The sequence below is a fragment of the Rhodococcus gannanensis genome (assembly GCF_042681175.1).
Classification (GTDB): Bacteria; Actinomycetota; Actinomycetes; order Mycobacteriales; family Mycobacteriaceae; genus Rhodococcus_G; species Rhodococcus_G gannanensis.
Genome location: NZ_JBHUFB010000005.1, coordinates 1 through 23,670, shown reverse-complemented (window position 1 = coordinate 23,670; position 23,670 = coordinate 1). Strand labels below are relative to the sequence as shown.

Annotated in this window: 22 protein-coding genes and 2 tRNA genes; 13 read left to right on the top strand and 11 right to left on the bottom strand. The window is 68.9% G+C overall.

Features of this window, described 5'->3' with window-relative positions:
- Nucleotides 1–26 precede the first annotated feature (26 nt).
- Both tig and ACFSJG_RS02905 read right to left on the bottom strand, forming a co-directional pair.
- Nucleotides 27–1,385 carry a trigger factor gene (gene tig / locus ACFSJG_RS02910; protein WP_378483710.1) on the bottom strand — a complete coding sequence of 453 codons (1,359 nt, stop codon included), beginning with the start codon at nt 1,383–1,385 and terminating at the stop codon, nt 27–29.
- Between the two features lie 77 nt (nt 1,386–1,462).
- A tRNA-Pro gene (locus tag ACFSJG_RS02905) sits at nt 1,463–1,539 on the bottom strand.
- 154 nt (nt 1,540–1,693) lie between these two features.
- On the opposite strand from ACFSJG_RS02905, the gene ACFSJG_RS02900 reads away from it, so the two are divergent.
- Nucleotides 1,694–1,767, top strand: a tRNA-Gly gene (locus tag ACFSJG_RS02900).
- A gap of 90 nt (nt 1,768–1,857) precedes the next feature.
- Here the strand turns inward: ACFSJG_RS02900 and ACFSJG_RS02895 are convergent.
- Nucleotides 1,858–2,895 (bottom strand): Lrp/AsnC family transcriptional regulator, encoded by a 1,038-nt coding sequence (locus ACFSJG_RS02895; protein WP_378483709.1) that lies wholly within the window; start codon nt 2,893–2,895, stop codon nt 1,858–1,860.
- Nucleotides 2,896–3,013: 118 nt separating this feature from the next.
- Between ACFSJG_RS02895 and ACFSJG_RS02890 the strand changes: the two genes are divergently transcribed.
- The 4 genes from ACFSJG_RS02890 (at nt 3,014) to ACFSJG_RS02875 (ending at nt 7,478) form a co-directional block, all read left to right on the top strand.
- On the top strand, nt 3,014–4,387 hold the full coding sequence (locus tag ACFSJG_RS02890; RefSeq protein ID WP_378483708.1) for a flavin-containing monooxygenase: 1,374 nt from the start codon (nt 3,014–3,016) through the stop codon (nt 4,385–4,387).
- On the top strand, nt 4,374–5,300 hold the full coding sequence (locus tag ACFSJG_RS02885) for a bile acid:sodium symporter family protein (protein WP_378483707.1): 927 nt from the start codon (nt 4,374–4,376) through the stop codon (nt 5,298–5,300). Before ACFSJG_RS02890 ends, ACFSJG_RS02885 begins: the two co-directional genes overlap by 14 nt.
- Complete coding sequence (locus tag ACFSJG_RS02880; RefSeq protein WP_378483706.1) at nt 5,297–6,268, top strand: SDR family oxidoreductase; 972 nt, start codon at nt 5,297–5,299, stop codon at nt 6,266–6,268. Before ACFSJG_RS02885 ends, ACFSJG_RS02880 begins: the two co-directional genes overlap by 4 nt.
- A 76-nt stretch (nt 6,269–6,344) precedes the next feature.
- Complete coding sequence (locus ACFSJG_RS02875; RefSeq protein WP_378483705.1) at nt 6,345–7,478, top strand: nitronate monooxygenase; 1,134 nt, start codon at nt 6,345–6,347, stop codon at nt 7,476–7,478.
- Between the two features lie 8 nt (nt 7,479–7,486).
- Here ACFSJG_RS02875 and dinB read toward each other — a convergent pair whose 3' ends face one another.
- Complete coding sequence (gene dinB, locus ACFSJG_RS02870) at nt 7,487–8,794, bottom strand: DNA polymerase IV (RefSeq protein ID WP_378483704.1); 1,308 nt, start codon at nt 8,792–8,794, stop codon at nt 7,487–7,489.
- A gap of 159 nt (nt 8,795–8,953) precedes the next feature.
- Here dinB and ACFSJG_RS02865 point away from each other — a divergent pair, with 159 nt between their 5' ends.
- The gene (locus ACFSJG_RS02865) at nt 8,954–9,781 is read left to right on the top strand and encodes a DUF1542 domain-containing protein (protein WP_378483703.1); all 828 of its coding nucleotides are present in this window, start codon (nt 8,954–8,956) and stop codon (nt 9,779–9,781) included.
- Nucleotides 9,782–9,892: 111 nt separating this feature from the next.
- Nucleotides 9,893–10,825 carry an ABC transporter substrate-binding protein gene (locus ACFSJG_RS02860; protein WP_378483702.1) on the top strand — a complete coding sequence of 311 codons (933 nt, stop codon included), beginning with the start codon at nt 9,893–9,895 and terminating at the stop codon, nt 10,823–10,825.
- An 11-nt stretch (nt 10,826–10,836) separates the two neighbouring features.
- On the opposite strand, the gene ACFSJG_RS02855 is transcribed toward ACFSJG_RS02860, so the two are convergent.
- A complete protein-coding gene (locus ACFSJG_RS02855) occupies nt 10,837–11,634 on the bottom strand; it encodes an Fpg/Nei family DNA glycosylase (protein WP_378483701.1) in 798 nt (265 codons plus the stop codon).
- Nucleotides 11,635–11,648: 14 nt separating this feature from the next.
- Nucleotides 11,649–12,122, bottom strand: a complete 474-nt coding sequence (locus ACFSJG_RS02850; RefSeq protein WP_378483700.1) for a ribose-5-phosphate isomerase — start codon at nt 12,120–12,122, stop codon at nt 11,649–11,651.
- An 84-nt stretch (nt 12,123–12,206) separates the two neighbouring features.
- Here ACFSJG_RS02850 and ACFSJG_RS02845 point away from each other — a divergent pair, with 84 nt between their 5' ends.
- Nucleotides 12,207–12,983, top strand: coding sequence for an SDR family oxidoreductase (locus ACFSJG_RS02845; protein ID WP_378483699.1), 777 nt, complete (start codon nt 12,207–12,209; stop codon nt 12,981–12,983).
- Nucleotides 12,984–13,055: 72 nt separating this feature from the next.
- Here the strand turns inward: ACFSJG_RS02845 and ACFSJG_RS02840 are convergent, their stop codons facing one another.
- Nucleotides 13,056–13,673: a mycothiol-dependent nitroreductase Rv2466c family protein gene (locus tag ACFSJG_RS02840; protein WP_378483698.1), complete on the bottom strand. Its 618-nt coding sequence runs from the start codon at nt 13,671–13,673 to the stop codon at nt 13,056–13,058.
- 149 nt (nt 13,674–13,822) lie between these two features.
- On the opposite strand from ACFSJG_RS02840, the gene ACFSJG_RS02835 reads away from it, so the two are divergent.
- Both ACFSJG_RS02835 and pepN read left to right on the top strand, forming a co-directional pair.
- Nucleotides 13,823–15,055: an NAD(P)/FAD-dependent oxidoreductase gene (locus ACFSJG_RS02835; protein ID WP_378483697.1), complete on the top strand. Its 1,233-nt coding sequence runs from the start codon at nt 13,823–13,825 to the stop codon at nt 15,053–15,055.
- Between the two features lie 76 nt (nt 15,056–15,131).
- Nucleotides 15,132–17,711 carry an aminopeptidase N gene (pepN, locus tag ACFSJG_RS02830; protein WP_378483696.1) on the top strand — a complete coding sequence of 860 codons (2,580 nt, stop codon included), beginning with the start codon at nt 15,132–15,134 and terminating at the stop codon, nt 17,709–17,711.
- 78 nt (nt 17,712–17,789) lie between these two features.
- On the opposite strand, the gene ACFSJG_RS02825 is transcribed toward pepN, so the two are convergent.
- The 3 genes from ACFSJG_RS02825 to ACFSJG_RS02815 form a co-directional block, all read right to left on the bottom strand.
- Nucleotides 17,790–18,263, bottom strand: a complete 474-nt coding sequence (locus ACFSJG_RS02825; RefSeq protein ID WP_378483695.1) for a DUF5130 family protein — start codon at nt 18,261–18,263, stop codon at nt 17,790–17,792.
- Entirely contained in the window at nt 18,250–18,510 is a 261-nt protein-coding gene (gene ctaJ, locus ACFSJG_RS02820; RefSeq protein ID WP_378483694.1) for an aa3-type cytochrome oxidase subunit CtaJ, read from the bottom strand. The genes ACFSJG_RS02825 and ctaJ overlap by 14 nt, the downstream gene beginning before the upstream one ends.
- A 67-nt stretch (nt 18,511–18,577) precedes the next feature.
- Complete coding sequence (locus ACFSJG_RS02815; RefSeq protein WP_378483693.1) at nt 18,578–18,736, bottom strand: hypothetical protein; 159 nt, start codon at nt 18,734–18,736, stop codon at nt 18,578–18,580.
- A 168-nt stretch (nt 18,737–18,904) separates the two neighbouring features.
- Here ACFSJG_RS02815 and ACFSJG_RS02810 point away from each other — a divergent pair, with 168 nt between their 5' ends.
- Nucleotides 18,905–20,611: a cation:proton antiporter gene (locus tag ACFSJG_RS02810; RefSeq protein WP_378483692.1), complete on the top strand. Its 1,707-nt coding sequence runs from the start codon at nt 18,905–18,907 to the stop codon at nt 20,609–20,611.
- A gap of 15 nt (nt 20,612–20,626) precedes the next feature.
- Here the strand turns inward: ACFSJG_RS02810 and ACFSJG_RS02805 are convergent, their stop codons facing one another.
- Nucleotides 20,627–21,286: an HNH endonuclease gene (locus tag ACFSJG_RS02805; protein WP_378483691.1), complete on the bottom strand. Its 660-nt coding sequence runs from the start codon at nt 21,284–21,286 to the stop codon at nt 20,627–20,629.
- Between the two features lie 198 nt (nt 21,287–21,484).
- Between ACFSJG_RS02805 and ACFSJG_RS02800 the strand changes: the two genes are divergently transcribed.
- The gene (locus ACFSJG_RS02800) at nt 21,485–21,880 is read left to right on the top strand and encodes a globin (protein ID WP_378483690.1); all 396 of its coding nucleotides are present in this window, start codon (nt 21,485–21,487) and stop codon (nt 21,878–21,880) included.
- Between the two features lie 91 nt (nt 21,881–21,971).
- Nucleotides 21,972–23,570 carry a glycoside hydrolase family 13 protein gene (locus tag ACFSJG_RS02795; protein WP_378483751.1) on the top strand — a complete coding sequence of 533 codons (1,599 nt, stop codon included), beginning with the start codon at nt 21,972–21,974 and terminating at the stop codon, nt 23,568–23,570.
- Nucleotides 23,571–23,670 lie beyond the last annotated feature (100 nt).

Here is a 23,670-nt window from a genome sequence, read left to right as displayed (position 1 = left end):
CCCCTGTTCGCTTATGGCGTGAAAACTCAGCTCTCGTCGGAGCCCTCGGCCTCGTCGGCCTCGTCGGGGCTGCCGAACAGCTCCTTGGTGTCGACGGTCGCGCCGGAGGTGTCGGTGACCGTGAACTGCTCGACGACACCGGCGAGCGCCTTGCCGCGACGGACGTCCGCGAACACCGCGCCGAGCTGACCGGCCTGCTGGATCTGCTGGATGAACTGATCCGGCGACATGCCGTACTGCTGCGCCTGGAACAGGATCCGCTCGGTCAGCTCCTGCTGGCCGACGCTGGTGCCCGCATCCTCGGCGATCGCGTCGAGCAGCAGCTGGGTCTTGACCGACTTCTCGGCGGCTTCCTTGGCGTCCTTGTCGAACTCCTCGCGGGAGGAGCCCTGCGCCTCGAGGAGCTCGGCGAGCTTGGCCTCGTCGTGGTCGAGGCCGTGGATGGCGTCGTGCACAGCCGCGTCGACCTCGGCCTTGACGACGGCCTCGGGCAGCGGTACCTCGACGGTCTCGAGCAGCGTCTCGAGGACCTTGTCGCGGATCTGACCGGCCTGCTCGACCTTCTTCACGCGCTCGACGCGCTCACGCAGGTCGGCGTTCAGCTCCTCGAGGGTGTCGAACTCGCTGGCCATCTGGGCGAACTCGTCGTCGGCCTCGGGCAGCTCACGCTTCTTGACGGTGTCGACCTTGACGGTGACGACCGACTCCTTGTCCGCGTGCTCGCCGGCGACCAGCTTGGTGGTGAACTCCTTCGACTCGCCCGCCTTGAGGCCGACGATCGCCTCGTCGAGGCCCTCGATCAGCTGACCGGAGCCGACCTCGTGGGACAGGCCCGTGGTCGACGCCTCGGGGACGTCCTCACCGTCGACGGTCGCCGACAGGTCGATGGAGACGAAGTCGCCCTCCTCGACGGCGCGGTCGACACCGACGAGGGTGCCGAAGCGCTGACGCAGCGACAGCAGCTGTGCGTCGACGTCCTCGTCGGAGATCTCGATCGGATCCACCTCGACGGAGAGCGTCGCGAAATCGGGAAGGGTGATCTCGGGGCGGATGTCGACCTCGGCGGTGAAGGCGAGCTCCTCGCCGTCCTCGATCTTGGTGATCTCGATCTCGGGCTGGCCGATGACCTTGATCTCACCGGAGACGACGGCCTCCTGGTAGCGACCCGGGAGGGCGTCGTTGACGACCTGCTCCAGGACCGCGCCGCGGCCGACCCGTGCCTCGAGCAGCTTGGCCGGCGCCTTGCCCGGGCGGAAGCCGGGGAGACGGATCTGCTGTGCGAGGGCCTTGTACGCCTTGTCGAAGTCGGGCTTGAGCTCCTCGAAGGGCACCTCGACGTTGATACGGACCCGCGTCGGGCTCAGCTGCTCGACGGTGCTCTTCACGGACATGCTCCTTCGTGTGGTCTATCTGAGTCGCGGGCATCTGACTCCCAGATGCCCGCCGTTCTTCGTGTTGTCCCTGGTCGGGGTGACAGGATTTGAACCTGCGACCCTCCGCTCCCAAAGCGGATGCGCTACCAAGCTGCGCCACACCCCGTCCGTTCGCGTTGCACCGAAGCACCGTGAGATCCCCACAGTATCGGCACCGGGTGAGAATCCTACGACCACCCGATTGGCGAATCCAAAGCGAGGTTATGTACAGTCTCCAACGCAGACGGCAGTCATGGCGATCCCATGAGTCGTGTGCACCTGGGGATGTAGCTCAATGGTAGAGCCCTAGTCTTCCAAACTAGCTACGCGGGTTCGATTCCCGTCATCCCCTCCAAAGGGCAGAAATGCCCGATGAGCAGGAGCGAAAGCCCGCCACCTTTCCAGGTGGCGGGCTTTCGACGTTTCCGGGCCTGCACCCACGCGGTCACCGGCCGCCCGTCACCTCCCACACGTCCGGCACGACCGATCGGACGCGGCGCCCACGCCCGTCCAGGACGTGCCCGAGCAGCTTGTGCAGCCGCAGGACCACCGATCGATCCCGGATGTCGAGATCGGGATAGGAGTCGGCGAGGCGCTGCTCGAACGCTCCGAGGTCGCCGACCGACCGCAGCCAGGTCTGCACCACCAGGTTGTTCGGTCCGTGTACGGCGAAGCAGTTCCGCGTCTCCGGTTCCCGGCTGAGGCGACGTCCGGTGTCCTCGAGCCGGGCGGGTGCCACCCGCCCCCAGAAGGTCGTGAGGACCGCGTAACCGGCGAGCGGCCTGGCGAACTCGCAGCGCATGGTCACCAGTTCGAGCTGCAGCAGCCGGTCCAGACGCCGCCGGACACTCGGCGCACTGACACCGAGATCGGCACCGAGTTCGGCCCACGACCTGCGCCCGTCCCGCGACAGCTCCCGCAGGAGGGCCCGGTCCGGAGCGGAGAGCGCGGACGGGCCGGAACCACCGCCCGCCGCCCGCGCCGCGGGAAGGGTGGAGCGCTCCCCCGGCGCGAGCGCGTTCAGTCGCCAACGACTGCCCTCGGTGAACCACTGGGTGATCAGCCTCGTGCGTACGGACTCGACCCCGTCGATCGCCGCGACGACCTCGAGGGCGAACCGTGACATCGCCTCCAGGTCCGGGGTACCCGCGGTCACGAGCAGGTCGACGTCGCCGCCGGCGCATTCCACCGTCACCGCGTAGGTGTGCTCGACCAGGGCACTCGCCACGGATTCGCAGCGGTCCGGACGGCACCTGATCTCGAGGAATGCCGTGCAGACCTGCCGGAACACGCTCGTCGAGGGCGAGACCGTGATCCAGGCGTTTCCCGATTCGCACAGGCGGCCCCACCGCCTGGCCAGGGTGACGGGGTCGAGCTCGAGCGCGTCACCCAGCTGGACCCACGACGCGCGGGGTGCGAGCTGGAGCGCATTGATGAGCCGAAGATCGATCTCGTCGATGATCCTGTCCGTTTCCTGCGTCATGACGGATTATTCTCACCGATTCCTGCAAATGTTGGAATCCATGGCATCCGCCGGGACGATTCGGGCTGACCAGCCGGGGCCGTGGGGGACCCGGCCTCGCAGGAAAGGTCGGGTCACCGTGTCCGCACCCTCGTCCACGTCCACCGCCGATCGGTACGCCCTGATCGGGGCGGGCCCGTCCGGCCTCGCCGGGGCCCGCAACCTGTCCCGGCTCGGCATCCCGTTCGACGGGTTCGAGTCGCACACCGATGTCGGTGGGCTGTGGAACATCGACAATCCGCGCAGCACCGTCTACTACTCCGCCCATCTGATCTCGTCGAAGACGACGACACAGTTCACCGAGTTCCCGATGCCGCCCGAAACCCCGGACTATCCCGGGCACCGTGCGCTGCGGGAGTACTTCGAGGCCTACGCACAGCGGTTCGACCTGCATCGCCACTTCCGCTTCGGGACGACCGTCACGCGGGTCGAACCCGACGGCGACGGGTGGATCGTCGCGACCGAGACCGACGGCACCCCGACGACCGCCCGCTATCGCGGGGTGATCGTCGCCAACGGCACACTGTCCGAACCGAACCTGCCTGCCTTCCCCGGCACGTTCACCGGCGAACTCCTGCACACGAGCGGGTATCGCGATCCGCGGATCTTCGACAGCAAGCGGGTGCTGATCATCGGCGCGGGCAACAGCGGCTGCGACATCGCGGTGGACGCCGTCCACCACGCCAGATCCGTCGACATCAGCGTTCGGCGCGGCTACCACTTCGTCCCGAAGTACGTGTTCGGTCGCCCCGCCGACACCCTCGGCGGGCGGCTGTCCCTGCCGCCGCGGCTCAAACAGCGCATCGACTCGCGCCTGCTCGGGATGTTCACCGGAGATCCCGTCCGGTTCGGTTTCCCGCAACCCGACCACCGGCTGTACGAGGCCCATCCCATCGTGAACTCGCTGATCCTGCACCACGCGGGCCACGGCGACGTGGTGGTCCGCGCCGACGTCGACCGCTTCGACGGCAATCTCGTGCACTTCACGAACGGATACGTGGGCGACTACGACCTCGTCGTGTGTGCGACCGGATACCGGCTGCACTATCCGTTCATCGCGCCGGAGCACCTCGACTGGAGTGGACGCGCCCCGTCGCTCTACCTCAACATCGCGTCCCGCAGGCATCCGAACCTGTTCATCCTCGGGATGATCGAGGCGTCGGGAATCGGCTGGCAGGGGCGTCACGAGCAGGCCGAACTGGTGGCGAAGGTGATCCGGGCCCAGCGCGACTCCCCCGACCTGGCCGCCGAGTTCGCGGCCAGGGTCGCCGGGCCCGAGCCCGATCTGACCGGCGGCTACCGCTATCTCGATCTCGACCGGATGTCGTACTACGTGAACAAGGACGCGTACCGCCGGACCGTCACCGAGCACATCGCCCGGCTGGACGCCGGGCGTAACGCACGACGCGGTACCGCCGTGCCCTCCCCGAAGGATGCCCATGCCCATCGATGACGTGGTGCTCGATTTCAACGAGAACTCGCTGACGCTGCTGAGCATCGTCCTCGCCGGGATCATGTTCGGGATCGCCCTGGACACCTCGGTCGACGACTTCCGGGCGGCGCTGCGGATGCCGCGCGCGATGGCGGTCGGGATCGCGGCGCAGTTCCTGCTGCTGCCCGCCGTGACGTTCGTGCTCACACTGCTGCTGAACCCGGCACCGTCGATCGCGCTCGGCATGATCCTGGTGGCGTGCTGTCCGCCGGGCAACATCTCCAACGTGCTGACGCACCGCGCGAAAGGCAATGTCGCGCTGTCGGTCTCGATGACTGCGGTGTCGAACGTCCTCGCGATCTTCCTGATGCCGATCAACATCGCGTTCTGGGGAAGCCTGCAGCCGGAAACCGACGCGCTGTTGCGATCGGTGTCCCTCAGCCCCGCGGACATGCTCGCGGACATCGCGCTCGTCATCGGATTGCCGTTCGCCGCGGGACTGCTCGTGGCCCGGGTCCGGCCGCGGTGGGCGGCCGCTGCGGAGCCGTGGGTCAAGAACCTGTCCCTGCTGGCGCTGCTGGCGTTCATCGTCGCGGCACTGGCGGGCAACTTCTCGGTGTTCACCGAGTACATCGGGATCGTGTTGCTCGCGGTGTTCCTTCACGACGCGGTCGCTCTGGCGCTCGGTTACGGGTGCGGAGTCGCGACGGGCCTCGACGAGCGCAGCCGGCGCGCGGTCACGTTCGAGGTCGGGATACGCAACGCGGGACTCGGTCTCGGTCTGGTGTTCACGTTCTTCGACGGACTGGGCGGCATGGCGATCGTCGCCGGCTGGTGGGGCATCTGGGACATCGTCGCCGGCCTGGTGCTGGCGGGAATCTGGTCGAGGAGACGCACCTCGGCGCCGCAACGAACGGAAGGGGCATCGGCATGACGGTGATGGTGACCGGAGGCAGCGGCTTCCTCGGCCGGTCGGTGGTCCGAGGACTGCGGGGCGCGAATCAGCGAGTGGTGAGCGTCGACCTGCGCGCCCCCTCCGATCCGCTCGACGGCGTCACCTACGCCGTCGGCGACGTCTGCGATCCCGCTTCGATGTCGGCGGTCCTCGCCGACCACGACGTCGAGACGGTGGTGCACCTCGCGTCGATCGTGAACCCCGGCCGGTCGACGACGCCGGAGCAGGAGTATCGGGTCGACGTGGAGGGATCACGAACGGTGCTGGGCGCCTGCGTTGCCCACGGCGTCCGCCGCATCGTCGTCTCGTCGAGTGGCGCGGCCTACGGCTACCACGACGACAACCCGTCGTGGATCACCGAGGACACTCCCCTGCGCGGAAACGACACCTTCCCGTACTCCCGGCACAAGCGTCTGGTCGAGGAGATGCTGGCGGAGTACCGCCGGGACCATCCCGCGCTGGAGCAGACGATCTTCCGGATCGGCACCATCCTGGGCGCGGACGTCGACAACCAGATCACCGCCCTGTTCGAGAAGGACCGCCTCCTCAAGATCGCGGGCAGTGACAGTCCGTTCGTGTTCGTCTGGGACCAGGACGTGGCGTCCGCGATGGTCCAGGCGTGCCTCGGCTCCCGGACGGGGATCTTCAACGTCGCGGGCGACGGTGCGATGACGGTGGACGAGATCGCCGACGCACTCGGAAAGCGGACACGGACCGTGCCGCCGGGACTGGTCCGTCTTGGGCTGCGCGTGGGTCACGCCCTGAAGCTCACGGTGCACGGACCTGAGCAGGTCAAGTTCCTGCAGTACCGACCGGTCCTCGACAACAACAGACTCAAATGCGTGTTCGGATACACCCCGCGCTACACCACCCGGGAGGCGTTCGCGGCCTGGCAGTCCGCCCGCTCCGCGCCGACGTCGGGCGACCGTAGTCGATCCCGCGCATAGTCACCCCTATCGCAGGCCGCTCCCCATAAGGTAGAACCTGTTTCAGTCTGCCACCTGCCTCACCGAAGGAGCGCCCATGCACACCCCCATCTGTGACGACCTCGGCATCGAGTTCCCGATCTTCGCGTTCACCCACTGCCGGGACGTCGTCGTCGCGGTCAGCAAGGCGGGCGGATTCGGCGTCCTCGGCGCGGTCGGCTTCACCCCCGAGGAACTCGAGATCGAGCTGAAGTGGATCGACGAGCACATCGGCGACCACCCGTACGGCGTCGACATCGTCATCCCCAACAAGTACGAGGGCATGGACTCGAACCTGTCCGGCGAAGAACTGACCACCATGCTGCAGAACATGGTCCCCAAGGAGACCCTCGAGTTCGGCCGCAAGATCCTCACCGACCACGGCGTTCCGCTCGCCGACGACGGCAGCGAGAACGCGTTGCAGCTTCTCGGCTGGACCGAGGCCACCGCGACCCCGCAGGTCGAGGTCGCGCTGCAGCACCCGAAGGTCACCCTGATCGCGAACGCGCTCGGTACCCCTCCGGCGGACATGATCGAGCACATCCACAAGGCCGGACGCAAGGTCGCCGCCCTGTGCGGCTCGCCCTACCAGGCCCGCAAGCACGCCGACGCCGGTGTCGACATCATCATCGCCCAGGGCGGCGAGGGCGGCGGACACTGCGGTGAGGTCGGCTCGATCGTGCTGTGGCCGCAGGTCGTCAAGGAGGTCGCACCGGTTCCGGTGCTCGCCGCAGGCGGCATCGGCAGCGGCCAGCAGATCGCGGCAGCACTCGCGCTCGGCGCACAGGGTGCGTGGTCCGGCTCGCAGTGGCTGATGGTCGAAGAGGCGGAGAACACCGCGGTCCAGCAGCAGGCATACATCGACGCCTCCAGCCGCGACACGGTCCGCAGCCGCTCCTTCACCGGCAAGCCGTGCCGCATGCTGCGCAACGACTGGACCGAGGCGTGGGAGAAGGAGGGCAACCCGGAGCCCCTCGGCATGCCGCTGCAGTACATGGTGTCCGGCATGGCCGTCGCAGCCACCCACAAGTACCCCGACGAGACCGTCGACGTCGCGTTCAACCCGGTCGGCCAGGTCGTCGGGCAGTTCGAGAAGGTCGAGAAGACCTCGGCGGTCATCGAACGCTGGGTGCAGGAGTACCTGGAGGCGACCGGCACGCTGGAGCAGCTGAACGAGGCCGCGAGCGTCTGACCCTCGCGTCAGTCGGGGAGGATCGGGACGCTCACGCCGCGGTCGCGGCCCAGCATCGCGGCCCGCGTGACCGCCACGGAACCGAAGCGGTCGCGAACGGAGTCCAGCGCGGCGTCGAGGGCGACGGCGTCGCGGGCGGCTGCCGGAACCGAACGCACGGTGTTCGCATCGGGCGGTCCGCCGCCGGTGACCCGATCCTCCCCGCCCAGGTCGAGCGGCAGCGCGAGTTGCTCGGCTCCTTCCCTGTCGAGGTTGGTCAGCGCGACACCGACGAGCGTCAGGCCCCGATCGAGAATCAGTGGCCTGACCTCGTGAAGGAGGGCGCGTACCGCGGACAGGATCGTCTCGGTGCGCGCCGTCGCCTGCCCGACGGTCATGGACCGGGTGGCGCGGGTGAAGTCACCGAACCGCAGTCGCAGCACCACCGTCCGGGACACCCGACCGGCACGGCGCAGCCGCCGCGTCACCCGGTCGACCAGCGACGCCGCGACCGCCTCGATCTCGTCGAAGGACCGCTGCCGGCGACCGAGGGCGTGCTGGGCGCCGATCGAGCGCCGCCGGGTACCCGTCTGCACCCGGCGCGGATCCCGCGCCCAGGACAACGCGTGCAGGTGACGCCCGGCGCCCTGCCCGACGACGGCCATGAGTTCCCGCTCGGGCAGCACGGCCATCTGCCCGACCGTCTCGATCCCGTACGCGTGGAGCTTGCCCGCGGTGACGGCGCCGACACCCCACAGGCGCTCCACCGGGAGGGGATGCAGGAACTCCAGCTCACGACCGGGCGGCACCAGCAGCAGACCGTCGGGCTTGCCGACCGCGCTGGCCACCTTCGCGAGGAACTTGGTGCGGGCGATGCCGACGGTGATCGGCAGGCCGACCTTCTCCCGAACCTCCGCCCGCAGCCGGGTCGCGATCTCGAGCGGTGTGCCCGACACCCGGGCCAGCCCACCCACGTCTAGGAAGGCCTCGTCGATCGAGATGCCCTCGACCAGCGGTGTGGTGTTCCGGAACACCTCGAACACCGCCTTGCTCGCCTCGGCGTACGCCGACATCCGCGGACGCACGACCACGGCCTGCGGGCACAGGCGCAGTGCCTGCCCGGCGCTACTGGGCGTCCGAACCCCGAACGCCTTCGCCTCGTAGCTCGCCGCGAGAACCACACCGCCGCCGACGATGACCGGCCGCCCCCGCAGGGACGGATCGTCGCGCTGCTCGACCGAGGCGTAGAAGGAGTCCAGGTCGGCGTGCAGGATCGTCGCATCGGAGCGGACGATCCCGGCAGGTCGCGGGAGCGGAACACCATCGGGCACGAACATATGTTCGCATCGCCCACCGACAGGTTTCACGAACGGCGAACGGGCCGCCCGCCTGGACCCCCGGTATCCTGAAGGTGTCCGATTTGTCCCTGTGTCGAGTCGCCGCCCGGTCGCCTGGAGTTCCATGCCACCGCGGTCGGGCTCGCTGGAAGGTCTCGCGTGGAACTTCTCCTGATCGTCGCCGTCATCGGCGCTGTCGTCTTCCTGGTCTCGAAGAGCCAGAAGAACAAGAGCGCCGGACACTCCGCAACCCAACTCGAGGACGCCAAGGCCGATGCCCGGCAGGCGATCGAACGCCTCGGCGGTCAGGTCTACAACCTGACCGGAACCGACAACGCCTCGAAGCAGGCGCTCGCCGACGCATCCGAGCGGTACACCGCGGCCGGCTCCCAGATCGAGCAGGCCAACAGCCCGGCCCAGGCGCGCCTGGCGAAGCAGACTGCACTCGAGGGCCTCTACTACATCCGCGCCGCGCGCATCGCCATGGACATGGACCCGGGACCCGAGGTCCCGAGCCTGGACGGACAGAAGGCCGCGGGCCACGTCAGCGAGGACCGTGAGATCGAGTTCGAGGGACGCCAGGTGGCGGCGTCGCCGAATCCGTCGCAGCGGACCCCGAACTACTACCCCGGCGGTCGCGTCGCGGGCCGCCCGGTCCCGGCCGGCTGGTACTCCGAGCCGTGGTGGAAGCCCGCGCTCGTGGCCGGCGCCTGGGGCGTCGGCTCGATGCTCCTGTTCTCCGCCATGTTCAGCGGAATGGCAGGCGTGGCCTACGGTGCCCAGGACTTCGAGAGCGGCGCCGGTGACGGCACCGACGCCGGTGGCGACGCGGGCGGCGACGCGGGCGGCGACGCCGGTGGCGACGCGGGCGGCGAGGACATGGGCGGCGACATGGGCGGCGGCGAGGACTTCGGCGGCGGCGACTTCGGTGGAGATTTCGGCGGCGGCGACTTCGGGGGCGGGGACTTCGGCGGCTTCGACTTCTGAGCAGGCAGCGGCGGGCGGACCAGGGTCACCTCGACCTCGATCCGCCCGTCGCGGTCTTTCCCGACCACTGCATCTGAAGGTTGCCTAACCTAATTCTGCTAGCGTGCCCCCATGTCCGATTCACAACAGCGCTCGGTCCGCCGTTTCGCCGGCGCGGCCCTGGCAGCCACCGCCCTGTTCCTCACCGCGTGTGGCAGTTCGACCGCAGAGAGCACGAGCGACGACGCCTACACGGTGGAACACGCGATGGGCACGACCGTTCTCGACGGCACACCCGAACGCATCGTCGTCATCGACTCCCCCCATCTTGATGCCCTTGTCGCACTGGGCATCACACCGGTCGGCGCCACCGAATCGGGTGCGAGCAACGGATTTCCGGGCTATCTCGCGGACAACCTCGACGGGACGACGAGCGTCGGCCAGACCTCCGAACCGAATCTCGAAGCGATCGCGAACCTGGCTCCCGACCTCATCATCGGAGCGAAGGTCCGCCACGAGGCGCTCTACGACCAGCTTTCGGCGATTGCACCGACCGTCTTCTCCGAGAACTCGGGAACCGACTGGCGGGAGCAGGCGCGCATCACCGCAGCGGCGGTGAACGAGAGCGACGACATGGACCGGTTGCTGACCGGGATCTCGGATCGAGCGGTCGAGGTCGGCGACAAGGTCGGCGCGCAGGGCCGCTCCGCGTCGATCGTCCGCTTCCGCACCGACAACTTCAGGCTGTACGGGCCGAGCACCTTCTCGGGTTCGATCCTGACCGAGGCGGGCTTCGACCTCGGTCAGCGCGACTGGAACGAGTACTCGATGCTCGAACTGAGCCCGGAGATGTTCACGCAGATCGACGGTGACGTGGTGTTCTACACGAATCCCGCCGGAGACCCGAACGCGGGAACGATGCCTGCGGTCACCCGCGTGTGGGGCGCGCTACCCGCGGTCGCGGCCGGAAACGTCCACGAGATGGAGGACGAGACGTGGATGGTCGGCATCGGGGTGGTGGGCGCCGGACTCGTCCTCGACCAACTCGAGGCAGCGCTGACCTGATCCGGCCTCGGTCAGGATTCCTGACAGACGGGGCACCAGAACAGGTTTCGGGTCTCCATCACGGTGTGCAGGACCGGGGTGCCGCACACGCGGCACGGTTCACCCGCGCGACGATAGACGTAGGTACGCGGCCGGTCCACTGCGTACGCGGGTGCACCGTGATCGTGTTCGGGCCGGACGACGTGCATCACGCCGGCCTCGACACCGACCGCCATCAGCACGACGAGGTCGGCCCAGATCTCGTCCCACTCGGTGCGGGTGAGGTCGCGGCCGCGCCGCTCGGGATGGATGCCGTGCCGGAACAGCACTTCGGCGCGGTACACGTTCCCGACGCCGGCGAGCACCGCCTGATCCATGAGTAGCGCCCCGATCGCCTTCTGCGACTTGGAGATCCGGCGCCACGCCCGGTCGGGGTCGGCGTCGGGTCGCAGCGGATCGGGTCCGAGTCGCTGCTCGAGTGCGACCACCTGCGTCGGGTCCCAGATCTCGCAGGCGGTGGGGCCACGCAGGTCGGATCCGATCTCCGCCCCGACCATCCGCATCCGCACCTGCCCGACCGGTTCGCCCATCGGGAGAGCGGCATCGGTGAACTTGCCGTACAGGCCGAGATGGACGTGCACGACCGCGCCGCCCTCGTAGTGGTGCAGCAGGTGTTTGCCGTTCGCCTCGGCCCGCTCCAGGATCCGTCCGTCGACCGTCGCGGCGCCGTCCGTGAACCGGCCCTGCGGGCTGGACACGCGCACGGGAGCACCGGCGAAGTGTCGCCGATGCTCCCGTGCGAGTCGATGGAGGGTGTGGCCCTCGGGCACTCAGGCGCCCTGCGCTATGCGCCCGGAACGGCCGGCGCTTCGCCGGTCCGCTCGTACTCGGCGAGGATGTCGATGCGGCGCTGGTGGCGTTCCTCCCCCGACCACGGGGTGGCGAGGAACGCGTCGACGATCGCGAGCGCCTCCTCCTCCGAGTGCATGCGGCCGCCGATACCGATCAGCTGCGCCTTGTTGTGCTGACGGGCGAGCTGTGCGGTCTCGACGCTCCAGGCCAGAGCGCAACGGGCGCCGGGAACCTTGTTCGCGGCGATCTGCTCACCGTTGCCGCTGCCGCCGAGGACGATGCCGAGGCTGCCCTCGTCGGCGACGACCCGGCGGGCCGCGTCGATGCAGAAGGCGGGGTAGTCGTCGAGCGCGTCGTACTCGTGCGCTCCGCAGTCGACGGCCTCGTGGCCGTTCGCGATCAGATGGTCCTTGATCTTGTTCTTGAGCTCGAAGCCGGCGTGGTCGGCACCCAGGTAAACGCGCATGCCCTCGATGATAGGGACCGAGGATCGTCCTCCCGAAACGGACACCGCCGCAGGCGGTGTTGAACGAGCGCTAGTGTGACCGGCATGGAACTCAACGGAACCAGTTCAGTCGTCACCGGTGGCGCGTCCGGCATCGGTGCCGCCACCGCCCGTCAGCTCGCCGCCCGCGGCTCCAAGGTCGTCATCGCCGACCTCAACGTCGAGGTCGGCACCGCCCTCGCGAAGGAGATCGGCGGCGCATTCGTCCAGGTCGACGTCACCAACACCGAGCAGATCGTCGAGGCCGTCGACACCGCCTCCGAGCTCGGCCCGCTGCGCGCGGCCGTCAACTCCGCCGGCATCGGCTCCGCGGCCCGCACCATCGGCCGCGACGGCTCGTACGAGTCGGCCTTCAATCTCGACGTCTACAAGAAGGTCATCGAGATCAACCTGATCGGCACCTTCGACGTCACCCGCATCGCCGCGACCGCGATGAGCCGCCTCGAGCTCACCGAGTCCGGCGAGCGCGGCGCGATCGTCAACATGGCCTCCGTGGCCGCGTTCGACGGCCAGATCGGCCAGGCCGCGTACTCCTCCTCCAAGGGTGGTGTCGTCGGCATGACCCTGCCCGTCGCCCGCGACCTCGCGGCCGCAGGCATCCGCCTCAACACCGTCGCCCCCGGCCTGATCGACACCCCGATCTACGGCTCGGGCCCGCAGGCCGAGGCGTTCAAGGCGAAGCTCGGCGAGAGCGTGCTGTACCCGAACCGTCTCGGTGTGCCGGACGAGCTCGCGAGCATGGTCCTCGAACTGCTCACCAACTCCTACATGAACGCCGAGGTCGTCCGCGTCGACGGCGGCATCCGGATGCCCCCGAAGTAGCAAGCGGCTACGCCACTCGTGCGCGCTTTGCGGGTCCCTGGACCTGTAAAGCGCGCACGAGCACGGAGTGCCTCAGTCGAAGACCGGGCCCTCGGTGCGGCTGCGCTTGAGCTCGTAGAAGTGGGGGTAGCCGGCCAGCGCGACCACGCCGTCCCACACCTTGCCCGCGTCCTCGCCCCGCGGAATCCGCGACAGCACCGGACCGAAGAACGCGACACCGTTGACGTGGATCGTCGGAGTGCCGACGTCGTCACCGACCGCATCCATGCCGGCCTTGTGGCTGGCGCGCAGCGCCTCGTCGTGGTCGTCGGCGTCCGCGGCGCCAGCCAACTCGGCGGGCAGGCCCACCTCGGCCAGCGCCTCCTTGATCACCACCTCGAGATCCTTGTTGCCCTGGTCGTGGATGCGGGTACCCATCGCCGTGTAGAGCGGAGCCAGGACCTCGTCGCCGTGGGCCTGTGCGGCGGCGATCGCGACGCGGACCGGTCCCCACGCCTTCTTCATGAGCTCGGCGTACTCCTCGGGGAGTTCACGACCCTCGTTGAGGACCGCCAGGCTCATCACGTGGAAGTTGGCCTCGATGTCGCGAACCTTCTCGACCTCCAGGATCCACCGCGAGGTGATCCAGCACCACGGGCACAGCGGGTCGAACCAGAAGTCGGCAGTGTCCTTGGCCGGTGTCGCACTCACTCGAAGCTCCCATCGATAGTCGGTTGCGGGCACGGAGGCCCCCGACGGCACAACACACCCCGCAATCGAATGCTTCCCCGGCTGCGAAAGCTCCTCCCGCGAGTACCGTCGAATCCGGGACCGTTGCACCCGAAACCGGAGGATGCCACATGTCGCAGAACCGGACATTCGTGATCGTCGGCGGCGGGCTCGCCGGAGCCAAGGTCGCCGAAGCGTTGCGCGCCAAGGACTTCGACGGTGACGTCGTGCTGTTCTGCGCGGAGGACCACCTCCCGTACGAGCGGCCACCGCTGTCGAAGGACCACCTCGTCGCGGGGAAACCGCTCACCGAGTTCACCGTGCACACCGGCGACTGGATGCGTGACCACCACGTCGACGTCCGACTCGGCACCACCGTCACCGCGCTCGACCCGGCCGCACACACCGTGACGCTGCCGGACGGCTCCACCGTCTCCTACGACAAGGCCGCGCTGGCGACCGGCTCACGATCCCGGCGGCCCCCGATTCCCGGTGCGGACGCGCACGGCGTCCACTACCTCCGGACGGTGGACGAATCGGATGCGTTGCTCGCCGCCCTGACGCCGCAGTCTCACCTGGTGATCGTCGGCGGAGGATGGATCGGCCTGGAGGTCGCCGCCGCGGCGCGCGGCCGCGGCACCGGGGTGACCGTCGTCGAGTCCGCGCCGCTACCGCTGATGGGGCCGCTCGGCCCCGAGATGGGCACGGTGTTCGCCGAACTCCACCGCGAACACGGCGTGGACCTGCGTCTCGACGCCTCGGTGGAGGAGGTCGTGACCCGCGACGGCCGAGCGGTCGGGGTGCATCTCGGCACCGGAGAGACCCTCAATGCGGACGCGGTGCTCGTCGCGGTCGGGGCCCGGCCCAACATCGAGCTGGCGGAGGACGCCGGACTCGCCGTCGACGGGGGTGTCCTCGTCGACGCCTCCCTGCAGACGAGCGATCCGGACGTCGTGGCGCTCGGCGACATCGCCGCGCAACAACACCCCGTCCTCGGCACCCGGGTACGGGTCGAGCACTGGGCGAACGCACTGAACCAGCCCGCGGTCGCCGCGGCGACGATGCTGGGCGAGAGCGCCGAGTACACCAATCTCCCGTACTTCTTCACCGACCAGTACGACCTCGGCATGGAGTACGTGGGCCACACCCCCGACGGCTACACGCGGCTCGTCGTCCGCGGGGAGGTCACCCGGCGGGAGTTCGTCGCGTTCTGGCTCGACGACTCCGACCGCGTCCTCGCCGGAATGAACGTCAACGTCTGGGATGTCACCGACGACATCAAGGCGCTGGTGAGCGCGCGCACGCCCGTGAATCCGGCCCTGCTGGCCGATCCGACGGTCGCGCTGGGCGACGCGGCCACCTGAGGGGTCGAAGCCGTCGCCCGTACGTGGTGGGATAGGGGTCGTCCGTGAACGAACAGACCCCGAGGAGCGTCGAAACGTGGCCCCACCGAACCTGACCCGCGAGCAGGCAGCCGAGCGCGCGGCGTTGCTGACCGTCGACCACTACGGCATCGACCTCGATCTCACGGACGGTGCCGGGGCCCCGGGCGAGACGACGTTCCGCTCCGTGACCACCGTCCGGTTCGCCGCGACGGAAGGCAGCTCCACCTTCGTCGACCTGATCGCGAAGAACGTCAACTCGGCGACGCTGAACGGCTCGCCCGTCGACGTGTCCGGGTACACCGAGGAGACGGGCCTCGCGCTGACCGGTCTCGCAGCGGAGAACGACCTCGTCGTGGACGCCGAGTGCCTGTACACGAACACCGGCGAGGGCTTGCACCGCTTCGTCGACCCGACGGACGGCTCGGTGTACCTGTACACGCAGTTCGAGACCGCCGACGCGAAGCGGATGTTCGCCTGCTTCGACCAGCCCGACCTCAAGGCGACGTTCACCCTCTCGGTCACCGCCCCGGTGGACTGGAAGGTGATCTCGAACTCCGCCGTCGTCGAGACGCTGGTCGCGACACCGGGTGAGCACCGGTTCCGCACAACGCCGCGGATGAGCACCTACCTGGTTGCGCTCATCGCGGGCCCGTACGCCGAGTGGAACGACGTCTACTCCGACGAGCACGGCGACATCCCACTCGGCATCTTCTGCCGGTCCTCCCTCGCCGAGCACATGGACGCCGACCGGCTGTTCACGGAGACGAAACAGGGATTCGCGTTCTACCACCGCAACTTCGGGGTGCCCTACGCGTTCGGCAAGTACGACCAGCTGTTCGTCCCCGAGTTCAACGCAGGCGCGATGGAGAACGCAGGCGCGGTCACGTTCCTGGAGGACTACGTCTTCCGGTCCAAGGTGACCCGCTACTCGTACGAGCGGCGCGCAGAGACCGTGCTCCACGAGATGGCGCACATGTGGTTCGGCGACCTGGTCACCATGCGCTGGTGGGACGACCTGTGGCTGAACGAGTCGTTCGCGACGTTCGCCTCGGTGCTCTGCCAGTCCGAGGCGACCGAGTACACGAACGCGTGGACGACGTTCGCCAACGTCGAGAAGTCCTGGGCGTACCGGCAGGACCAGTTGCCGTCGACGCACCCGATCGCCGCGGACATCCCGGACCTCGCCGCCGTCGAGGTGAACTTCGACGGCATCACGTACGCCAAGGGCGCGTCGGTGCTCAAGCAGCTCGTCGCGTACGTAGGCCTCGAACCGTTCCTCGCCGGCCTGCGCGCCTACTTCCAGGACCACGCCTACGACAACGCCACCTTCGACGACCTGCTCGCCGCGCTGGAGAAGTCGTCGGGGCGGGACCTGTCCGACTGGGGTGCGCAGTGGCTCAAGACCACCGGTCTGAACACCCTGCGTCCCGATTTCGAGGTGGACGCCGACAGGAAGTTCACGTCGTTCGCGGTCCTCCAGGACGGTGCCGCGCCCGGCGCCGGCGAGACCCGCGTGCACCGGCTCGCCGTCGGCGTCTACGACGACGACGCGAGCGGCAGGCTCGTGCGGACGCAGCGGATCGAGCTGGACGTCGAGGGAGCGCGCACCGAGGTGCCGGAGCTGGTCGGCGTGCCGCGGGGCAAGCTGGTGCTGGTCAACGACGACGACCTCACCTACTGCTCGGTGCGCCTCGATCCCGAGTCACTGGACACCGCGATCGCCCGGGTCGGCGACATCGTCGAACCGCTCCCTCGCACGCTGGTGTGGTCGGCGGCGTGGGAGATGACACGGCAGGCGGAGATGAAGGCCCGCGACTTCGTCGCGCTGGTCCAGCGCGGCATCGGCGCCGAGACCGAGGTGGGTGTGGTGCAGCGGCTGCTCATGCAGGCGCACACCGCGATCGCCAGCTACGCGGAGCCCGGTTGGGCGGCCGAAATCGGGTGGCCGGCGTTCGCGAACCGGCTGCTGGAGCTGGCCCGCGAGGCGGAGGCGGGCTCGGACCACCAGTTGGCGTTCGTGAACGCGCTGACCGGCGCGCAGCTGTCGGCGTGGCACACCGAGGTGCTCGCGGAGCTGTTGGACGCGGATCCGGCGACGGTGGGCCTGCCCGGCCTCGTCGTCGACACCGACCTGCGCTGGCGGATCGTGACGGCACTCGCCGCGGCCGGTGAGGTGGACGCCGACGGTCCGGAGTCGCCGTTCGTCGACGCGGAGGCGAAGCGCGACCCGACGGCGGCCGGTGCGCGGGCCGCGGCCGCGGCACGGGCGGCGCGTCCGCAGGCCGCGGTGAAGGAGCAGACGTGGCAGTCGGTCGTCCACGACGACGCGATCCCGAACATCACGGCCCGCTCGATCATCGGCGGCTTCGCCGGCGCCGGTCAGGCGGCACTGCTGGAACCGTTCGTCGCGAAGTACTTCGCCGACATCGCCGGGGTCTGGGAGCGTCGCTCCAGTGAGGTGGCGCAGACCGTCGTCATCGGGCTGTACCCGTCGTGGTCGATCAGCGACGACTCGGTCGCGGCGGCCGACGAGTTCCTGGCGGGCGATCATCCGCCCGCGCTCCGGCGCCTGGTGGTCGAGGGCCGGGCCGGCATCGTCCGCTCGTTGCAGGCCCGCGCATTCGACGCCGGTTAGAGAAGCGAATGGGCCGAATGCCACATCGTGCGCATCGAGTCGGCACGATGTGACATTCAGCCCACCGGGTGGTGCGGGTTACGGCCGGCCGATGGCCGCGCTCATCACGTTGACGGCGCTGATGATGCCGTCGATCAGATCCGCCTCGGCGAACGACGACACCGCGGCCGTGACACCGAGCTGCGCGACGCGGTCGGTGACGCGATCCTCGACGCCCTTGCCGGAGCGCACCTCGATGACACGCTGGTTCGGCGACACGGCGATCAGCACGGACCGCTCGGCCTCGGGCGTGGTCGGGAACAGCGCCGCCACACCGGCGGCCGGGTCCTCTCCGAGTGCGCCGACGTAGACGTTGAACCGCACCTTGGTCAGGCGGGTCGCGTCGGTCAGGGCGTCGTCGAGGGCGACGAGCTCGTCGACGGTGAACGGAAGGTCGTCGACGAAGGGCTCACCGATACGGTGCACGCCCGAGACGCGACCGCTGGGCGTGACCGCCGAACCGACCGGGAGATCGGCCTCGACGACTGCGGGGAACTTGCTACCACCGGCCACTTGCGGAACCTCCGATCAGATCTGCCGAGCCCTCGATCTCCGCGTGACCACCGTGGTGGCCCGGGCGGGTCGTCACCTCGTCGACGGCGGACCACAGCACCGGCTTGTGGGTCCACTCCTCGTCGAGCGAGTAATGGGCGGGGGTCTCACCGGCTTCGCGCGGAGCCAGGTAACTCAGCCCCGCGATGATCGCCGTGATGACGACGGGAATCCCGACGAAAATCAGCGTTGTCTCGAGAATGCTCACGCGCCAACGGTAGCCCACCGAACGGCTGCCGGTCCCGACAACCCGGTCGGAGCGGACAACGCCGGTGTCAGTCGAGATCGCTGTCCGGGTCGAGCCCGGGGTCGTAACCGAAGTCGTCGGTCCCGACCGCGAAACCGCGCCGGTACGGACGATCCCGCCCGACCCGCCTTCGTCCGAGCAGCGCTGCCAGCGCTGCCAGCGCCACGACCACGGCAATCCTGCGCATTCGGCCGTCCTCCCCCTGTGCAGATGTTCGAGTCGACAACCCTCTTCTCGGTGAACCTACTCAACTGCCGCGATCCGTTGGGGACGTCGCGAGCGGAGTCCGAATCACCCCCCGGTCTCGCGCCGTGTCGACCAGCAGGCTCCGTGGTGCGCGCACACAATGATCGTCATGCAGTACACGCTGATTGCGGTCATCGGTGTCGCGAGCATCGTTGCGGTGGCTGCGTTCTCGAAGCGACTGGGCCTCGCCGCTCCCCTGAGCCTGGTCGTGGTCGGAATCGTCATCGGGTACATCCCGGGCGTGCCCGACGTCGTCCTGGGCCCCGAAGTCATGCTCGCCGGGGTCCTTCCGCCCCTGCTCTACGCCGGCGCGGTGAACATTCCCGCCCAGGACTTCCGGCGGAACATCAAGGCGATCACCGGACTCGCGGTGCTCCTCGTCCTCGTCACCACAGCCGGTGCGGCCGTGCTGTTTCACTTCCTGATCCCCGACATCGGCTGGGCGACGGCGTTCGCCCTCGGCGCGGTGATCAGTCCGACCGACGCCGTCGCAGCGACCTCCGTCGGCCGCAGGCTGGGCCTGCCGTCGCGCCTGCTGACCGTGGTCGAAGGCGAGAGTCTGGCCAACGACGCCACCTCGCTCGTGCTGCTGCGGTCCGCGATCGCCGCGACCGCCGGTGCGGTCTCCCTGTGGCACGTCGCCGGCGACTTCGTGTACGCGGTGGTGATCGCGACCGTGGTCGGCATCGTCATCGGCATCGTGAACGTCCGGATTCGCGGCAGGTTCACCGACGACACCGTCCTCAACACCGCGATCTCGTTCGTCGTCCCGTTCGTCGCCTACCTTCCGGCGGAGGAACTCGGCGCATCCGGAGTGCTCGCCGTCGTCGTCACAGGTGTCGTGACCGGCCACATGGCGCCACGCCACCTCTCGGCCCGGAACCGGGTCACCGAGGAGATGAACTGGCGCACCATCGCCTTCCTTCTCGAGTCCGCGGTGTTCCTGACGATGGGCCTGAGCCTCGAACACCTGGTGGACGAGGTGCGCGACGCCCAACTCTCCCCCGGTCAGGGACTGCTCTACGGATTGATCGCCACCGCGTTCGTCATCGCGGTCCGGGCCGCGTTCATCGTCCCACTGGTCGGCGTGCTGCGCCGGGACGAACGGCGCGCCCGGCAGATCGTCCCGCATCTCGACAGCATGCAGTTGCGGTTGGACCGGATGGCCGAACGCGACGACGTGAACCCGCGGAAGCAGGCGTACCTGCGTCGCCGTTTCCGGCGAGCGGCAGCGGACATCGAGTTCGAGCTGAACGAGGCCCTCGGCTGGCGGGGTGGGGTTGTGCTGGCGTGGTCGGGCATGCGGGGCGCCATCACCCTCGCCGCTGCCCAGACACTGCCCTACGGCACCCCGTTCCGGGCGGAGCTGATCTTCATCGCGTTCGTGGTCGCCGTGACGACCCTGCTGCTCCAGGGGCTGACCCTTCCCCTGGTCATTCGCTGGTTGAAGGTTCCCGGCGACGACACCGAACGACTGCAGGCCGAGTACACGCAACTGCTCACCGAGCTGGCCGATGCCGCCGAATCGAGGCTGACCCTGGCGTCGGACGTGGACCCCGGGGTGCTCGAACGGGTGCGCGCGGACAGTCTCATCGGCAAGCGGGACGCGGTGGGTGACCGTCCGGATCCCGACCACGACCGGCGTCGCGACGAGTACCTCGCGCTCAGACTGGTGGCCCTTCGCGCCGAGCGCGGCGCACTGCTGCGGGCGCGGTCGGACGGCAGATACAGCTCGGACACGCTCGCGGCAGCTCAGCGCCGGCTCGACCTCGAGGAGACGCGCCTGGAAATCCTCACGGATCCGATGACGGAGTGAGCGCCCGACCGGCGGTCAGGCCGCGCCCTCGCCGAGGTAGCGCAGCCACTGCGGATCCAGTTCCTTGGTGGACGCGAGGAGCCTCCAGTGCTGGCCCTTCGGGGGAACGAGGGCGGCGCGGAGCGTCCAGCCGAGCTCACTGAGCAGTTTGTCCGCTTTGCGGTGGTTGCAGGGCGCACAGCAGGCGACGCAATTCTCCCAGGAGTGCTCGCCGCCGCGACTGCGGGGGATCACGTGGTCGATCGTCTCCGCCTTGTCGCCGCAGTAGGCGCATCGGAAACGGTCACGATGCATGAGTGCGGCCCTGGTCATGGGGATCCGGGCGCGGTAGGGCACGCGCACGTAGTTCCGGAGCCGGATCACCGACGGAACCTGGATCGAACAGCCGGCGGAATGGATGACCTGCCCGAGCGGATCCTCGTGGACGGAATCGGCCTTGTCGCAGACCAGGAGCACGACCGCACGGCGGACAGGGAGGGCGGTGAGAGGTTCATAGGTGGCGTTGAGCAGCAGCACCCGGCGTTTGACCCAGGCGGGTACCGCATCGTCGCCCGGGTCGGAGGGTCTGACACCCTCGTTGATCGCATAGAGCGGGGAAGCCCCCGACCCCGGTTTGTGACGGGCGTCGGCGGGCTCGAGTTGTCGGTGCGCTCGGGCATTGTGTCGGTGCTTCATGCGACCTCCGGTGCAGGACCTGTCCCAGTTGACCACGGATGACCCGCCCATGCACGTGCATTTCCGCGACAGTTTGCAGGCAGGCCGGTGAACAGGAGACGACACCCGACGTCGGGCGCGTCTCGTCGACACCCGCGACCCACCTGCTCGCGGGCGCGGATCGACGCCACGGCGACCGGAGGGCACAATGGTGGCGCCATGAGTGATGCCGAGATGAGTTTCTACGACGCGATCGGCGGAGCCGAGACGTTCCGCAAGCTGACCTCCCGTTTCTACGAGGAGGTCGCGAAGGACGAGATCGTGCGCCCCCTCTATCCCGAGGAGGATCTGGGTCCCGCGGAGCGCCGGATGCGGATGTTCCTGGAGCAGTACTGGGGCGGTCCGCGGACGTACTCGGAGGAACGCGGCCATCCTCGCCTCCGGATGCGACACAACCCGTTCAGGATCGGCCCGCTGGAACGGGACGCGTGGCTGCGGTGCATGCACATCGCGATCGACTCGATCGACGAGCAGACCCTGGACGCGGAACACCGCCGCGCGCTGGTCGACTACATGGACATGGCCGCGAACTCTCTCGTGAACTCCCCCGTCTGAGGTCGACCGTCCGACCGACATCGCGTCCGCTGTGCGGTGCCACGAGTCGTGACTGTCGCGGACGTGTGGCACTGTGACCGTCGTGAGCAGCGTGGTGAGCCCGCAGGGGGTTGCGGGACAGGCGGAATCCGACCAGTGGTGGACGACCGGGGTGTTCTACCAGATCTACCCGCGCTCGTTCTCGGACGGCGGCGACGACGGTGTCGGTGACCTGGGCGGAGTCCGCGACCGGCTCGGCTATCTGGAGCTGCTCGGGATCGACGCGATCTGGCTCAGCCCGGTGATGCGCTCCCCGATGGCCGACCACGGGTACGACGTGTCGGACCCGCGGGACATCGACCCCCTGTTCGGCGATCTCGCCGCGATGGATGCCCTGATCGCCGAGGCGCACGCCCGGCGCATCAAGGTGACGATGGACCTGGTGCCGAATCACACCAGTGAGCAGCATCCGTGGTTCCAGGCCGCGCTGCGCGCCGAACCGGGCAGCCGCGAGCGCGACCGCTACATCTTCCGCGAGGGCCGCGGTCCGAACGGCGACGAGCCGCCGAACAACTGGCCGTCGATCTTCGGCGGACCGGCGTGGACGCGTGTCACCGAGGCGGACGGCAGCCCCGGCGAGTGGTACCTGCACATCTTCGCGCGCGAGCAGCCCGACCTGAACTGGGACAACCCGGAGGTTGCCGAGGACCTGCACACGACGCTCCGGTTCTGGCTCGGCCGCGGCGTGGACGGGTTCCGGATCGACGTCGCGCACGGCATGGCGAAGCCCGAGGGCCTGCCGGATCACGACTGGGCGCTCAACGAGCTGATGCGCAACGACGACGACGACCCCCGGTTCAACAATCAGGGCGTGCACGAGATCCACCGCGGCATCCGCAAGGTGATGAACGAGTTCCCCGACACCATGGCGGTCGGCGAGATCTGGGTCCGAGACAACGAGCGTTTCGGCGAGTACATCCGCCCCGACGAGCTGCACCTGGGGTTCAACTTCCGGCTGGCCGAGGCGAAGTTCAGCGCAGAGCAGGTGCGGGCGGCCATCGACAACTCGCTCGCCGCCGTCGCCTCGGTGGGCGGAACCCCGACGTGGACACTGTCGAACCACGATGTGGAGCGCGAGGTGACGAGGTACGGCGGCGGCGCGGTCGGCTGGGCGCGGGCGCGGGCCATGACCCTCGTCGAGTTCGCCCTGCCGGGCGCCGTGTTCATCTACAACGGCGCCGAACTGGGCCTCCCGAACGTCGACGACCTGCCCGAGGAGGCCCTGCAGGACCCTGTCTGGGAGCGCTCCGGGCACACCGAACGCGGCCGCGACGGATGCCGGGTGCCGCTGCCGTGGCAGGGGTCCGAGCCGCCGTTCGGATTCACCACCGGCGAGTCGACCTGGTTGCCGATGCCCGAGAGCTGGGCCCCGCTGACGGTGGAGGCGCAGCTCGAGGACGTCGGGTCGATGCTGTCCCTGTACCGGACGGCGATCGAACTGCGCTCACAACGACCGGAGTTCGCGGGCGGCGGGGTCGACTGGTACGGCAGCCCGCCCGGTTGCCTGGCGTTCCGGCGCCCGGGCGGGCTGATCTGCGCGCTCAATGCGACCGACGTCGCGATCCCACTCCCACCGGGTGAGGTCCTGCTGTCGAGCGCCCCGCTCGTCGACGGCGCACTCCCGGCGAACGCAGCGGCCTGGTTGATCTAGTAGGACTTTGTTAGGTCTGCCACAGCTGGTGTGGGAGCTCGAGTTTCGGAGTGGTTCTCGAGACGATGACCGGGTGGATGCTGCAGCCCTGTCCGAGGTC

What these genes read in the sequence shown, in the direction of transcription:
- ACFSJG_RS02895 (WP_378483709.1), bottom strand. Translation starts at nt 2,895, where the DNA reads ATGACGCAGGAAACGGACAGGATCATCGACGAGATCGATCTTCGGCTC.
- ACFSJG_RS02885 (WP_378483707.1), top strand. Translation starts at nt 4,374, where the DNA reads ATGCCCATCGATGACGTGGTGCTCGATTTCAACGAGAACTCGCTGACG.
- ACFSJG_RS02880 (WP_378483706.1), top strand. Translation starts at nt 5,297, where the DNA reads ATGACGGTGATGGTGACCGGAGGCAGCGGCTTCCTCGGCCGGTCGGTG.
- ACFSJG_RS02875 (WP_378483705.1), top strand. Translation starts at nt 6,345, where the DNA reads ATGCACACCCCCATCTGTGACGACCTCGGCATCGAGTTCCCGATCTTC.
- dinB (WP_378483704.1), bottom strand. Translation starts at nt 8,794, where the DNA reads ATGTTCGTGCCCGATGGTGTTCCGCTCCCGCGACCTGCCGGGATCGTC.
- ACFSJG_RS02860 (WP_378483702.1), top strand. Translation starts at nt 9,893, where the DNA reads ATGTCCGATTCACAACAGCGCTCGGTCCGCCGTTTCGCCGGCGCGGCC.
- ACFSJG_RS02850 (WP_378483700.1), bottom strand. Translation starts at nt 12,122, where the DNA reads ATGCGCGTTTACCTGGGTGCCGACCACGCCGGCTTCGAGCTCAAGAAC.
- ACFSJG_RS02845 (WP_378483699.1), top strand. Translation starts at nt 12,207, where the DNA reads ATGGAACTCAACGGAACCAGTTCAGTCGTCACCGGTGGCGCGTCCGGC.
- ACFSJG_RS02835 (WP_378483697.1), top strand. Translation starts at nt 13,823, where the DNA reads ATGTCGCAGAACCGGACATTCGTGATCGTCGGCGGCGGGCTCGCCGGA.
- ACFSJG_RS02815 (WP_378483693.1), bottom strand. Translation starts at nt 18,736, where the DNA reads ATGCGCAGGATTGCCGTGGTCGTGGCGCTGGCAGCGCTGGCAGCGCTG.
- ACFSJG_RS02810 (WP_378483692.1), top strand. Translation starts at nt 18,905, where the DNA reads ATGCAGTACACGCTGATTGCGGTCATCGGTGTCGCGAGCATCGTTGCG.
- ACFSJG_RS02805 (WP_378483691.1), bottom strand. Translation starts at nt 21,286, where the DNA reads ATGAAGCACCGACACAATGCCCGAGCGCACCGACAACTCGAGCCCGCC.
- ACFSJG_RS02800 (WP_378483690.1), top strand. Translation starts at nt 21,485, where the DNA reads ATGAGTGATGCCGAGATGAGTTTCTACGACGCGATCGGCGGAGCCGAG.